This window comes from Streptomyces sp. CB01373 (assembly GCF_002803075.1).
In the GTDB taxonomy this organism is placed as follows: Bacteria; Actinomycetota; Actinomycetes; order Streptomycetales; family Streptomycetaceae; genus Streptomyces.
In genome coordinates, this window is record NZ_NNBK01000017.1 from 125,472 (window position 1) to 138,193 (window position 12,722).

15 protein-coding genes and 1 pseudogene are annotated in these 12,722 nt (G+C 73.0%); 8 read left to right on the forward strand and 8 right to left on the reverse strand.

Annotated features, from left to right (window positions below; translation table 11 throughout):
* Window positions 1-52 precede the first annotated feature (52 nt).
* Window positions 53-760: a dienelactone hydrolase family protein gene (locus tag CG719_RS26695; RefSeq protein ID WP_100571238.1), complete on the reverse strand. Its 708-nt coding sequence runs from the start codon at window positions 758-760 to the stop codon at window positions 53-55.
* Between the two features lie 335 nt (window positions 761-1,095).
* On the opposite strand from CG719_RS26695, the gene CG719_RS26700 reads away from it, so the two are divergent.
* The 4 genes from CG719_RS26700 (at window position 1,096) to CG719_RS26715 (ending at window position 4,031) form a co-directional block, all read left to right on the forward strand.
* Window positions 1,096-1,470 (forward strand): BlaI/MecI/CopY family transcriptional regulator, encoded by a 375-nt coding sequence (locus tag CG719_RS26700; RefSeq protein ID WP_100571239.1) that lies wholly within the window; start codon window positions 1,096-1,098, stop codon window positions 1,468-1,470.
* Window positions 1,467-2,402 carry a M48 family metalloprotease gene (locus CG719_RS26705; RefSeq protein WP_100571240.1) on the forward strand — a complete coding sequence of 312 codons (936 nt, stop codon included), beginning with the start codon at window positions 1,467-1,469 and terminating at the stop codon, window positions 2,400-2,402. Before CG719_RS26700 ends, CG719_RS26705 begins: the two co-directional genes overlap by 4 nt.
* A 101-nt stretch (window positions 2,403-2,503) precedes the next feature.
* Complete coding sequence (locus tag CG719_RS26710) at window positions 2,504-2,902, forward strand: VOC family protein (protein WP_100571241.1); 399 nt, start codon at window positions 2,504-2,506, stop codon at window positions 2,900-2,902.
* Between the two features lie 58 nt (window positions 2,903-2,960).
* Window positions 2,961-4,031 carry an adenosine deaminase gene (locus tag CG719_RS26715; RefSeq protein WP_100571242.1) on the forward strand — a complete coding sequence of 357 codons (1,071 nt, stop codon included), beginning with the start codon at window positions 2,961-2,963 and terminating at the stop codon, window positions 4,029-4,031.
* Here the strand turns inward: CG719_RS26715 and CG719_RS26720 are convergent.
* Window positions 4,013-4,528, reverse strand: a complete 516-nt coding sequence (locus CG719_RS26720; RefSeq protein ID WP_100571243.1) for a mycothiol transferase — start codon at window positions 4,526-4,528, stop codon at window positions 4,013-4,015. The two genes, CG719_RS26715 and CG719_RS26720, sit on opposite strands and share 19 nt — an antisense overlap.
* A 52-nt stretch (window positions 4,529-4,580) precedes the next feature.
* The gene (locus tag CG719_RS26725; RefSeq protein WP_100571244.1) at window positions 4,581-5,474 is read right to left on the reverse strand and encodes a LysR substrate-binding domain-containing protein; all 894 of its coding nucleotides are present in this window, start codon (window positions 5,472-5,474) and stop codon (window positions 4,581-4,583) included.
* 130 nt (window positions 5,475-5,604) lie between these two features.
* On the opposite strand from CG719_RS26725, the gene mgrA reads away from it, so the two are divergent.
* The gene (gene mgrA / locus CG719_RS26730) at window positions 5,605-6,597 is read left to right on the forward strand and encodes an L-glyceraldehyde 3-phosphate reductase (protein ID WP_100571245.1); all 993 of its coding nucleotides are present in this window, start codon (window positions 5,605-5,607) and stop codon (window positions 6,595-6,597) included.
* Between the two features lie 129 nt (window positions 6,598-6,726).
* On the opposite strand, the gene CG719_RS26735 is transcribed toward mgrA, so the two are convergent.
* Window positions 6,727-7,110, reverse strand: a complete 384-nt coding sequence (locus tag CG719_RS26735) for a nuclear transport factor 2 family protein (RefSeq protein WP_100571246.1) — start codon at window positions 7,108-7,110, stop codon at window positions 6,727-6,729.
* 303 nt (window positions 7,111-7,413) lie between these two features.
* Between CG719_RS26735 and CG719_RS26740 the strand changes: the two genes are divergently transcribed.
* Entirely contained in the window at window positions 7,414-7,824 is a 411-nt protein-coding gene (locus tag CG719_RS26740) for a hypothetical protein (RefSeq protein ID WP_100571247.1), read from the forward strand.
* Here CG719_RS26740 and CG719_RS26745 read toward each other — a convergent pair.
* Complete coding sequence (locus CG719_RS26745) at window positions 7,808-8,989, reverse strand: streptophobe family protein (protein ID WP_234375779.1); 1,182 nt, start codon at window positions 8,987-8,989, stop codon at window positions 7,808-7,810. The genes CG719_RS26740 and CG719_RS26745 overlap by 17 nt on opposite strands.
* 268 nt (window positions 8,990-9,257) lie before the next feature.
* Here CG719_RS26745 and CG719_RS26750 point away from each other — a divergent pair, with 268 nt between their 5' ends.
* On the forward strand, window positions 9,258-9,713 hold the full coding sequence (locus CG719_RS26750) for an ATP-binding protein (protein WP_100571248.1): 456 nt from the start codon (window positions 9,258-9,260) through the stop codon (window positions 9,711-9,713).
* Window positions 9,714-9,739: 26 nt separating this feature from the next.
* On the opposite strand, the gene CG719_RS26755 is transcribed toward CG719_RS26750, so the two are convergent.
* Entirely contained in the window at window positions 9,740-10,624 is an 885-nt protein-coding gene (locus tag CG719_RS26755) for an RNA polymerase sigma factor SigF (RefSeq protein ID WP_100571249.1), read from the reverse strand.
* A gap of 346 nt (window positions 10,625-10,970) precedes the next feature.
* Between CG719_RS26755 and CG719_RS26760 the strand changes: the two genes are divergently transcribed.
* Window positions 10,971-11,399, forward strand: coding sequence for a helix-turn-helix domain-containing protein (locus CG719_RS26760; RefSeq protein WP_100571250.1), 429 nt, complete (start codon window positions 10,971-10,973; stop codon window positions 11,397-11,399).
* A gap of 85 nt (window positions 11,400-11,484) precedes the next feature.
* On the opposite strand, the pseudogene CG719_RS26765 reads toward CG719_RS26760, so the two are convergent.
* Both CG719_RS26765 and CG719_RS26770 read right to left on the reverse strand, forming a co-directional pair.
* A pseudogene (locus tag CG719_RS26765) lies at window positions 11,485-12,055 on the reverse strand (ClpP family protease).
* Window position 12,056: 1 nt separating this feature from the next.
* Window positions 12,057-12,713: a ClpP family protease gene (locus CG719_RS26770; protein WP_100571251.1), complete on the reverse strand. Its 657-nt coding sequence runs from the start codon at window positions 12,711-12,713 to the stop codon at window positions 12,057-12,059.
* Window positions 12,714-12,722 lie beyond the last annotated feature (9 nt).

A 12,722-nucleotide genomic window follows, 5' to 3' on the forward strand; every position in this document is an offset into this window, starting at 1 on the left:
TACCGCACGCGGGGACTGTCCGACCGGCCCCCGCGGCGACATCCGGTCCCGGTCAGTCCAGCTGCCCGTGCAGGAACGCGACGGTGCTCTGCCACGCGCGGGACGCCGAGTCGGGGTCGTGGCTGGGGCGGCGGTCGTTGAAGAAGGCGTGGCCGGCCGGGTACAGGCGGAAGTCCGCGCTGACGTCCGACTGCCGCCGGATCCTCTCGCGCAGCTCCTCGACCTGCTCCAGCGGTACGCTCCGGTCCTGCTCCCCGTAGTGGCCGAGGAGCTGGGCGCGCAGCCCGGAGAAGTCGGGCAGTTCGCCGCGGATGACGCCGTAGAACGGCACGGCGGCGCTCACCCGCGGATCGACGGCCGCGAGGTACAGCACGAACCCGCCGCCCATGCAGAAGCCGACCGCGCCGACCGTGCCGGAGGTGACCTCGGGCAGGGACAGCAGGTGGCCGACGGCGCCGGAGAGCAGTTCGACACCGCGCAGGACCGGCAGGGCCTTCACCATGCGCTGGGCCTCGTCGGAGTCGTGTGCCACGCTGCCGCCGTACAGGTCGGGCGCCAGGGCGACGAAGCCCTCGGCGGCGAGCCGGTCGGCGACGTCGGCGATGTGGTCCGTCAGCCCCCACCACTCCTGGATGACGAGGACGCCCGGACCGCTTCCCGACGGGGGCAGCGCGAGGTAGCCGTGCGCGGTGCCTCCCGCGCTCGGGAAGGTGACGTTCTGTCGGGCGGGCGTCTCGGCGGGCCTGGGCCGCTCGGACATGGTGCTCAACTCCTTGCCGGATTGCGGATCGGCGCCCCGCCGGGGAGTGGCGGAGGGGCCTTTGCGGATTCTTGCCGCGTTCGCCGTGCCGCCGCCGCCGCCCGCCGTTCACGGTCCGGTTCGCCCCCCTTCGTAAGCTACTGCCGGCGGTCCGGTCGTGCAGCGGGCCGCCGGAGCGCACCGGGGCGCGGGTGCGCGCGATCCCGCGGTCATTCCCGGCGGCTCCTTCCATAATGGGCGGGCGGGCGCGCCCGCGGGCGGACCACGGTGCCGGACTGACTACAATCATGTAGACGATCTACGACTGTGGGCGACAACGGGGTGAGGACGTACCCATGACCGACGACGACAGGGACGAGCGCAGGCCGGCCGGTGAGCTCGAAGCCAGCGTCATGGCCGTCCTGTGGGCCGCCGGCGCGCCCCGCACCCCCGGTGAGGTCCAGCTCGGCCTCGGCAGCGGCCTGGCCCGCACCACGGTCACCACCATCCTGACCCGGCTGCACGACAAGGGCGTCGTCCAGCGCCGCCGCCAGGGCCGCGGATACGCCTACTATCCCGTCCAGGACGCGCACGGGCTGACCGCCCGCCGCATGCACTCCGAGCTCGACCGCGACACCGACCGCGAGACGGTACTCGCCCGCTTCGTCGCCCAGCTCAGCCCGGACGACGAGCGCGTCCTGCGCGATCTGCTCGAATCCGGTGAGCGATGACCGCGGCCCTGCTTCTGCTCCTGTCCCTGCTGCTGCCGTTCGCCGCGCCGGCCCTTGCCCGGCGCGCGCTCGACCGCCTCGCCCCCGTCACCGCGCTGTGGATGATCACCGGCTTCGCGGTCGTGCTCGCCGGCTGCTCGCTCGCCGCACTCGGCGCCTTCGTCCTCACCGGCCTGCTCAAGCTGCCCCTCGTCGCGGCGCTGGGCAAGCTCGTGCACCCCGTGTCCATGCCCTCCGACCTGGTGGTCGTCCCGGCGGCCGCGATCTCCGTCGGAGCGCTCGCCGTGTGCGCGGGCACGCTGGGGCGCGCCGCGCTGCGGGAGTTCCGCGCCTTCCGCAGCGCGCACACGGAGGCCGGCCGCAGGCCCGCCGCCGGCGACCTGTGCGTGGTGGACTCCCCGCACCCGGACGCCTACGCGCTGCCCGGCCGCCCGCACCGCATCGTCGTCACCACCGCGATGCTCCGCAGCCTCGACGCGGCCGAGCGCGAGGCGCTGTTCGCCCACGAGCGGGCCCACAACCGGGGCGGCCACCACTACTTCCTGGCCGCCGCCGAGCTGGCCGCCCACTGCCATCCCGCGCTGCGGCGGGTCCGCGGGGCGATCCGCCTCGCGGCCGAGCGCGCCGCCGACGAGGCCGCGGCCGCGGCCGTCGGCGACCGCCGCCTGACCGCCCGCGCCATCGCGCGCGCCGCCCTGGCCGGCCAGGAGGCCCGCTCCGTGCGCCCGGAGTTCGCCCCCGCCGCCACCTCGGGACCGGTCCCGCACCGCGTCAAGGCGCTCCTCGCCGCCCCGCACGTCCCGCGTCGCGCCGCCACCCGGATCGCCGCGCTGCTGACGGCCTGCGCCGCGCTCTCCTTCGCCGCCTCGGCGACCGGCATGATCGACGTCCATCACCGGGTCGAGGTCGCCCAGGGCGACACCTCCCGCTGATCCCCTGCCGATCCGCGTCCGGGATGACTGGCGTCATGCACGTTTTACGTATAACCTCACCCGACGATCGCTCCTCGCGATCGCTGTTCCGAAAGGCCCCGATGAGACGCATCGCCCTGGTCACCCTCGTCGTCGACGACTACGACGAGGCGATCCGCTTCTACACCGGAGCGCTCGGCTTCCGGCTCGCCGAGGACGCCCCGCGCCCGGACGGCTCCCGGTGGGTCGTCGTCGAACCGGGTGACGGGACCGGGACCGCACTGCTGCTCGCCCGCGCCCGGACCGGGTCCCAGCAGGCCCGGGTGGGCGACCAGACCGGCGGACGCGTCGGGTTCTTCCTGCACACCGGCGACTTCGCCCGCGACCACGCCCGGATGCGGGCGGCCGGAGTCACCTTCCTGGAGGAGCCGCGGCAGGAGCCGTACGGCACGGTCGCCGTCTTCGAGGACCTGTACGGCAACCGCTGGGACCTGCTCCAGCCCGCCCCCGACGCGGGCTGACCACCGAACACCGCCACCGCGGACACCACTACCGCTCGACTGCCCTAGGAAACGCCCCATGACCGCGCCCCGCATCGACACCGACACCCTCCGCCGGCTCCCCAAGGCCGTGCTGCACGACCACCTCGACGGCGGCCTGCGCCCCGCCACCGTCGTCGAACTCGCGGACGCGGTCGGCCACACCCTGCCCACCACCGACCCCGCCGAACTCGCCGCCTGGTACTACGACGCGGCCAACTCCGGCGACCTGGTCCGCTACATAGCCACCTTCGAGCACACCCTCGCCGTGATGCAGACCCGCGAGGGCCTGCTGCGCACCGCCGAGGAGTACGTCCTGGACCTGGCCGAGGACGGCGTCGTCTACGGGGAGGTGCGCTACGCCCCCGAACTGATGGTCAACGGCGGGCTGACCCTCACCGAGGTCGTGGAGACCGTCCAGGAGGGCCTCGCCGCGGGCATGGCCAAGGCCGCCGCCCAGGGCACGCCCGTCCGGGTCGGCACGCTGCTGTGCGGCATGCGGATGTTCGACCGCACCCGTGAGGTCGCCGACCTGGCCGTCGCCCACCGCGACGCCGGTGTCGTCGGCTTCGACATCGCGGGCGCCGAGGACGGCTTCCCGCCCGCCGACCACCTGGACGCGTTCGAGCACCTGCGCCGAGAGAGCGTGCCGTTCACCATCCACGCCGGCGAGGCGCACGGCCTGCCCAGCATCCACCAGGCCCTCCAGGTGTGCGGCGCCCAGCGCATCGGGCACGGCGTGCGCATCACCGAGGACATCGTCGACGGCAAGCTCGGCCGGCTGGCCGGCTGGGTGCGCGACCGCCGGATCACCCTGGAGATGTGCCCCACCTCCAACCTCCAGACCGGCGCCGCCACCTCGATCGCCGAGCACCCCATCACGGAGCTGAAGGACCTCGGCTTCCGGGTCACCCTCAACACCGACAACCGCCTGGTGTCCGGCACCACGATGACCCGCGAGATGTCCCTGCTGGTCGAGCAGGCGGGCTGGACGGTCGAGGACCTGCGCACGGTCACGGTCAACGCCGTCAAGAGCGCGTTCCTCCCCTTCGACGAGCGCGTGAGCCTGATCCGGGACGTGGTCCTGCCGGGCTACGAGTCCGCGCTCTGAAGCAGCCCCCCGACATAGGCGGCCTGTCCGGCGTGCTGGAGATCGTCGGACAGGACGCTGACCAGGCGCACGCCCAGCGTGACCGGCGGGTCCCAGCTCTCGTCGACGACGCGTTCCAGGTCCTTGGCGGTCAACCCGCGCAGGGCGGTCAGGGTCTGCTCGTGCACGGCGTCGTAGTAGCCGGTCAGCAGTTCGCCGTCGTCGACCCGCACCTCGGCGACCTTCGCCGGGGTGTGCCCGTAGCCGGTGTCGTGCCGGTCCAGACGGAGCCCGAAGCGCTTCTGCCAGTCCCGCGCGAGCCATACCTGGTCGAGGCCGAACGCGTCGGCGACGTGGTCGTCCTGCACGCGCGTGAGGTGCCAGACGAGCCAGGCGACGGAGTTGGCGTCGGTCGCGGGACGGGCGTTGAGCAGTTCGGACGGCAGGCCGTCGACGACGGCATGGACCTCTTCCCGGATGCGGGCATGGCCCTCGATGAGGATGTCCTTCGCATGCATACGTCCACCTTGGCGCATCGCCGGCCGTCCCGCGTCCGGAATCCGGCCGGCGTCAGGCCGTGCCCGGCTCTTCCGGTCCGAGCAGGGTGATCAGGGCGCGGGCCGCCGGGCTGGTGGCCTGTTCGGGCGGCAGCAGGGCGACGGTCTCGTACTCCGTCTCCGTGGCGCCCTTGAGCGGCAGCGCGGTGAGCGAAGGCCGCTTGTGCCGGAAGTGGCGCGGGACGACGGCGATGCCCAGGTTCTCGTCGACCAGGTCGAGCAGGCTGTGCACGTCGTTGACCTCCAGGGCCACCGTGCGCCGGACACCCGCGGCGGCGAAGGCCGCGTCGGTGGTCCGGCGCGGCCCCCAGTCCGGATGGAAGTCGACGAAGACCTCGCCGTCCAGGTCCCGCGGTGTCAGGACGGCCTGGGCGGAGGCGAGCCGGTGGCCCGGGTGGCACAGCACCGTCATCGGCTCGCCGGCCAGGGACACCGAGCGCAGCTGGTCGGTGTCCGCGCGGGTCCGGTAGGCGAACGCCAGGTCGAGCCGGCCGGCCGCGACCTCCTCCGCCAGCGCGCCCGAACCCGTCTGCCGCAGCCGGATCTCCACGTCCGGGTGCCGCCGCCGGAACGCCGCGAGCAGCCCGGCCACATGCACCCCGGCGATGCACTGCTCGGTGCCGAGCGAGAGCGTGCCGCGCAGCACGCCCTGCACCGCCGCCACCGCCTCGTGCGCCGCCCGCACCTGCGCCAGGATCCGCTGCGCCTCGCCGAGCAGCGCGCGCCCCGCCTCCGTGAGCGTCACCCGGCGCGTGGTGCGCACGAACAGGGAGGTCTGCAACTCACGCTCCAGCGCGCGGATCGACGCCGAGAGCCCCGACTGGGAGACCATCAGGCGCTCCGCCGCCCGGGTGAAGTGCCGGTCCTCGGCGACGGCGACGAAGTGCTGGAGATGACGCAGTTCCATGATTGAGCAGCGTAGTCGTTGAATCCCATCGGATTCTCCTGTTGGACTGCTGCCGCCGGGGCGCGCGAGAGTTGGGGACACTGGTTCCGCCGGAACCGTTCACCTTCGTGCCAACCCCGATGGAGTCGCGTTGTTCACCGCCCACCCCGACCGCTACGCGGACATGCCCTACCGGCGCACCGGACGCAGTGGCCTGAAGCTCCCCGCGCTGTCGCTCGGCCTGTGGCACAACTTCGGCCCGGACCGCCCGGTCGACACCCAGCGCGCGATCCTGCGCCGCGCCTTCGACCTCGGCGTCACCCACTTCGACCTGGCCAACAACTACGGCCCGCCGCCCGGCGCCGCCGAGTCCGCCCTCGGCGACGCGCTCCGGGCCGACTTCGTGCCGTACCGGGACGAGTTGGTCATCTCCACCAAGGCGGGCTACCTTATGTGGCCCGGCCCGTACGGCGAATGGGGCTCCCGCAAGTACCTGCTGTCCTCGCTGGACCAGAGCCTGAAGCGCATGGGCCTCGACTACGTCGACGTCTTCTACTCGCACCGCCCCGACCCGGACACCCCGCTGGAGGAGATCATGGGTGCCCTGCACTCGGCGGTCCAGCAGGGCAAGGCGCTCTACGTCGGTGTCTCCAACTACTCCGCCGAGCAGACCCGCGAGGCCGCCCGGATCCTGGGCGAACTGGGCACCCCGCTGCTGATCCACCAGCCCCGCTACTCGATGCTCGACCGGCGCCCCGAGGAGGAGGGCCTCCTGGACGCCCTGGACGAACTCCAGGTCGGCTCCATCGCCTACTCCCCGCTGGAGCAGGGCCTGCTCACCGCCCGTTATCTGGACGGCATCCCCGAGGACTCCCGGGCGGCGGGCGACAGCCCGTTCCTCGACTCCGCCGCGGTGACCGGCGAACTGGTGGGCAGGCTGCGCGCGCTGGACGAGATCGCCAAGTCCCGTGGGCAGTCCCTGGCGCAGATGGCGCTGGCCTGGGTGCTGCGCGGCGGACGGGTCACCTCGGCCCTGGTCGGCGCGAGCAGCCCGCGGCAACTGGAGGACAGCGTCGCCGCGACGCGTTCCCTGGACTTCGACGCGGAGGAGCTGGCCCGCATCGACGCGGCCATCGCGCTGTAGCACCGCGTGGCCGGCCCGTGGCCCGAACCGGCCGCGCGCCCGCACCGGCCCCGGCGGACTCCCCGCCGGGGCCGGACCTCTGTCGCGACGGGGATGGGTCCTGCTCCGGTGGGACGGTGGGACGGCGTCTCAGGCCGCCGCCGGCACCCGGTCGAGGAAGCCGAGGACTGCCCGGATCCCGCCCTCGTCGTCCAGGGTGATCACGTCGGAGCCGGCGACCGGGGCGGTACCCCCTGTCTCGTTCACGAGTTCCCAGGAGAAGCGGGCCGTGTCGTGGTGGCCGTCGACGGTGCCGGTGAGCCGGAAGGCGCACCCGGGGAACTGCTCGCGCGCGGCACTGATGGCGGCGGTGATCTCCTCGTGGCCGCCGGCGTCGGCCAGGGGGTCGGTGTAGGTGCCGTCGGGGCTCCAGGCGTCGGCCACCGCCTTCGCCCGGGCCTGGGCGTCCGGGGCGTTCCAGGCCTCGAAGTAGCGGGTGACGGCGATCGTGTACCGGTCGGTCTGCGCGGACATGCTGAATCAGCCTCCATCGAGGTCGTAAACGCTGGTCGGAGCCCGGGTCCCGGTCCTCGGCGACCCGATGGGACCACCCTGCCGCGCGGGCGCCGCCGGGGTCGATTACCTAGCGGGTCATGCCGTGCGATCACGGAACGTCGCGTTTCGGCCACCTGGCGTGAGGAATATGCCCGGAGACTGGCCGGAAAGTCGTGGTGACAGTGGTTCAGTAGTGAACATACTCGAATTCAGGGGCACTTCACCGCATAAAAGCCGCACGGACCGGGGCCGACCGGGCGGCGAGGCCACGGGGGAGGAGCAGTGCACGACGAATTCCTGTGCCATGTCACCGCGTACGGTGTGTGCGGCGGCCGCCGCATCGGCGTACCGCTCGGCACCTACCGGGCGCCCACCCTGGCCCTGGCCCTGTGGTGGCTGCGCGACCGCGCCTCCTGGATCGCCGAGAGGCTCGACCCCGGACCCGACACCCCCCATGTCCCGTCCGGCGCGCTGGTCCCGGTGCCGGACTCCGTGCCCGACGTCCCCGCCATCCTGCGCGCCTGGTGTGCCGACGTGGCCCAACAGGAGATCGTGGCCGACGAGTTGACCGAGGGAAGGCTGGTGCGGATCGCCGCCGGCGACGAGACCACGGAGTACGAGCTGCTCGCCGAGTCGGTGGACGCCCTGCGCATGCACCGCACCCTGCCCGCGCTCGTCATGCCCATGGCCTGACCGCCCGGCGCCGTGACCGGGACGCCGCCAGAGCACCCAGGAAGCCCGTGACCAGACCCCACAGGACGGCGAGGCCCAGCGCCCCCCAGAACCGGGGACGCAGCAGCACCTCTCCGGAGAGGCCGCCGCCCACGTCTCCGATGCCGAGGAGCGACAGACCGTAGTGCGCGGAGATCCGGCCGACGGCACAGACCGCCAGGACCGTCAGCAGCAGGGCGACGGCCATGCGGACGGCGTGCCGCCAGGCCGGCGTCCCGGCCGGGGAACGTGCCGCCATCAGGAACGCGGCGCCCAGCAGCAGCAAGGCGTCCACGACCACCAGCCACCACACCCGGCCGTCGTGCTCGGCGAGCGTGCCGAGGTTGAGCGTGGAGACGTCCGGGGTGCGCAGCACCTCGTCGAGCAGACGCGGCATCGGCAGCCCGAACGGGCCGTCCACCCGGCCGTTCCAGGTGGCTCCAAGGCCGATGGTGAACATCGGCCAGACCACGTTGGGCAGCCCGAGCAGGATCACGGCGAAGTGGTCCGCCGGGCGCCCGCGGGTGGCCGCCGTCACCAGCGCGACGACGAGGCCCACGACCACGCACGCGAGCAGCAGGACCACCATGGCGTACGCCGCCGGACGCACCGGCTCCCGCCATCGCAGCAGCCGCGCGGGCAACGGCGCCCCGGGCGCCACCAGGAGGGCCAGCACCATTACGCCCGCCAGCCACAGCAGCCCGAAGAGCACGGTGAGCGGCACCCGCGCGGCGAAGCCGACCTCCGGCGCGGCGCCGAACAGCCCGCCGATGGCGCCGAGCACCCCGTTGCCGAGGTCGACGGCGAAGGTCTGCCGGGCAACCAGCGCCAGGCCGATCAGCACGAGCAGCCACAGGGCGGCGATCCGGGCGGCCCACCCGGCCAGTTCGCGCGCCCCGGCCACCGCGCGGTGCCGCAGCGGCCGCAGAAAACACGCGGCCACGACGAGCGTGCCGACCAGCGTGACCGACAGCGGCATCACCGTGATGCCCGCGTGGGTCCGGGCGAGGGGGCCCGCGTCGCCGGACAGGTCGACGCTGCCGCCGACGGCCGTCACCACGGTCGCGGCGACCACCCGGGGAAAGGCGTTGCCGGGAAGACGCGCCGCACCGGCCGCCCACAGCCCGAGTGCGGCCATCGCGCCCATGCCCGCCACCCCGGCCAGTACTGTGGCCAGGGCCTGTGCCCAGCCATGCCGGGCCGTCGGCGGTGCCGGGGGACTCGGCGGGACCGGGAGGCTCGGCGGGACCGGAGGGCTCGCGGGGCTCACACCGCCACGCTATGCGGGGCCGCGGCGCCGCGCCTGCCGGAGGGTCCGTCCGCGTCCGCCGACGGGTGGGACTGCCGGGCGCGGCTCGGGGTAACAGCACAGGTGCAGCAGTGTCCGGCCTGGCCGGCTTCCGAGAGAGACACGCATGACCGACCATCTGGACGGGGCAGTGATAACGACTGGTTTCGACGTTCCCGTGGAACCGCTCCGGCGGGCGACGCACTACACCGGCGAACCGGGTTGCATCGCCGAGGCGCGGTCCTTCGCCGCGCACTTCCTGGACCAGCTCAGGAACGAGTGGTGCGCCGAGATCGGCCGCCGCTGCGGTGACGCGCTCCTGCTGGTGGTCAGTGAACTGGTCACCAACGCCGACCGGCACAGCGACGGGCCGTACATCCTGGAGCTGGAGGGCACGGACAGCACGGTGAACGTGTGCGTGTACGACAGCAGCGCCGTACTGCCCCGGCGCTTCCCCCGGGATCCGCGGCGGGTGGGCCGGCACGGCCTGGAGATCGTGCACGCGCTGGCGCTCGAGGTGACCGTGGAACGCGTCCCCGTGGGCAAGCGCGTCCGCGCGCTCGTCGAACTCGGCAGCGAGTGACAAGCGCGCGGACGGAGTGACAGACCCTAGGCGCAGCCCAGTTCGCCGAGCATGCCCTGGCGGAGCTGGGTGATGATCCGCTTGATCAGCCGGGAGACGTGCATCTGCGAGCAGCCGAGCCGTTCACCGATCTCCGCCTGGGTGGCCTCCTCCACGAACCGCAGATGGATGATCTGCCGGTCGCGTTCACTGAGCCCGGCCACCAGCGGCGCGAGGGCGTGGAAGTCCTCGACCAGCCTGATCCCGTCCTCCTCCACGCCGATGAAGTCGGCGAGCACCGCCTCGCCGTCCTCCGCTCCCTCACCGGTGAGGGCGGCGTCCAGCGACGCGGAGTTGTAGCCGTTTGAGGCGATCTGGGCCTCCACCACCTGGTCCTCGGAGATGTTCATGAGCGTGGCGAGTTCGCCCAGGGTCGGGTCCCGGTCCAGGCGGCTGGACAGCTCCTCGCGGGCCCGGGCCAGTTCGACCCGCAGCTCCTGGAGCCGCCGCGGCACGTGCACCGCCCAGGTGGTGTCCCGGAAGAACCGCTTGATCTCGCCCACGATGTAGGGCAGGGCGAACGAGGTGAACTCCACCTCGCGCGCCAGCTCGAACCGGTCGATCGCCTTGATCAGGCCGATCATCCCGGTCTGGACGATGTCCTCCATGTCGTCGCCGCGGTTGCGGAACCGCCCGGCCGCGAACCGCACCAGCGACATGTTCATCTCGATGAGCGTGTTGCGGGCGTACTGGTACTCGTGCGTGCCCTCGTCGAGTTCGGTCAGCCGCCGGAAGAAGTGGCGGGACAGCTCGCGCGCGTCACGCGGAGCGACCGACCGCGGGTTCTCCACCCCCGGCAGCGACCCGCCACCCGTCTCGGCCTTCCGCGTCTTCCCGACCGCTGCCCCGGACCGGATCACGGTGGTGTCCATCGCCTCTCCCACGTAAGTCACGGTTCGCCCTCTGCCTCGTCGGCCTGCGTACTTCTGCTCCGGCGCTCCGGCACCGAGCGGTTGTGCGACCCCCGGGTACCCGGGCCGCCGGGATGTATGCCGCCGCCGTCCCCGGGGGTCGCGCTCCGCTCCTTGCCTGCCCGGCCGTTGGAGCTGCGGATACCCGCAGTCACCGAGGGCATGCCCTTCGTGCGCCGGGGCGGCGCGAATTCGCCGGTGCGGAGAGGGCGGACGCGGCTGAGGGGCGGGAGGACCCGGCCGCGGATTCACCCAGGGCGCAACCGCCCTCCCTTACGCCCGAGTCCGGGACTTCTAGGCTGGGAGGATGAGCGAACGAGCGCCGAACCGAGCCCCCGTCATCCCTCTGCGCCCGCCGGCCGCGCGCCCGGCGCCGTCCCGCCCGGCACCCGAACGTCCCGCCCAGGGCCGCACCCCGGCGGCCGCGCCCAGGGAACCCCTCTGGCGCGATCTCGTCGGCGACGTCCTGCGCCGTGAACGGCAGGCGCAGGAGCGCACGCTCCAGGACGTCGCCGACGCGGCGCGGATCTCGATGCCGTATCTGTCGGAGGTCGAACGCGGCCGCAAGGAGGCCTCCTCGGAGATCCTCGCGGCCGCGGCGCAGGCGCTCGGCATCGGCCTCGGCGACCTGCTCTCCCTCGTCCAGGACGAGCTGGCGCGCACCGCGGCGCGCGGTGCCGTCCGCGGCCGGGGCACCCCCGTCCCCCGCCACGGCGGACTGTGCCTGGCCGCCTGACATCCGCACCGGGCCGGCGCCTCGGAGCCGCGAGAAGCGCCGGCCCGCGTGCGTCGGCCCTGTGCGAGGCGCCGGCCCGTGTGTGTCAGACCTGTGCGAGGCGCCGGCTCAGCACCTCGTCGGCCAGCCCGTACGCCACCGCCTCCTCGGCGGTGAACACCTTGTCGCGGTCCATGTCCGCGCGCAGTGTCGCCGGGTCGTGGCCGGTGTGCCGGGACAGCACCTCCTCGACCTGGGAGCGGATCCGGCTCATCTCCCTGGCCCGGAGCGCCAGATCGGAGACCGTGCCCTGCTGCCCGCCGGTGGCCGGCTGCCCCAGCAGCACCCGGGCGTGCTCCAGCATGAACCGCCGCCGTCGAGGCCGCCTGCCCCACGCAGAACGTGGAGATCGGCGCCTGTACGAACGTCATCGTGTCGTAGATCGCCATCAGCGAAGTGAACGAGCCGCCGGGCGAGTTGAGGTAGATCGCGATCTCCTGGTCCGGGGCCGCCGACTCCAGGTGGAGCAGCTGGGCGATGACGACGCCCGCCACACCGTCGTCGATCTCGGTGCCGAGGAAGACGATGCGTTCGTTCAGCAGCCTGCTGAACACGTCGTAGGACCGCTCACCCTGCGCGGTGCGCTCGATGACGTACGGAACCGTGTACGACCCCATGTCAGAGCCCCATCCGACGGCGCGAGTCGGCCGGGCGGATGCCGGCGACCGACTCCACCACCCGGTCCACCATCCCGTACTCCCTGGCCTGTTCGGCGGTGAACCAGCGGTCCCGGTCGCCGTCCCGCCGGATCGTCTCCTCGCTCTGCCCGGTGTGCTCGGCGGTGAGCCGCTCGATGGTGCGCTTGGTGTGCTCCAGGTTCTCCGCCTGGATCTCGATGTCCGCGGTGGTGCCGCCGATGCCCGCCGACGGCTGGTGCATCATGATCCGTGCGTTCGGCAGCGCGAACCGCTTGCCGTGCGTGCCCACCGCGAGCAGGAACTGGCCCATGCTGGCGGCGAATCCCATCGCCAGTGTCGACACGTCGTTGGGGATGAGCCGCAGCGTGTCGTAGATGGCGAGCCCCGCGGTGACGGATCCGCCGGGGCTGTTGATGTACAGGGCGATGTCGGTGCGCGGGTCCTCCGCCGACAACAGCAGCAGTTGGGCGCACACCCGGTTGGCCGACACCTCGTCGACCTGGGTGCCCAGGAACACGATCCGCTGGGCGAGCAGTCCGGCCGCGAGATGGTCGTCGAACCGGCTGGGCGTGGTGTCGTGCTCCTCGGCGCGCGGCGCGAGCGCGCCGGACGGGAGCAGTGCGGTCGGTGGCGTCATCGGGTCTCC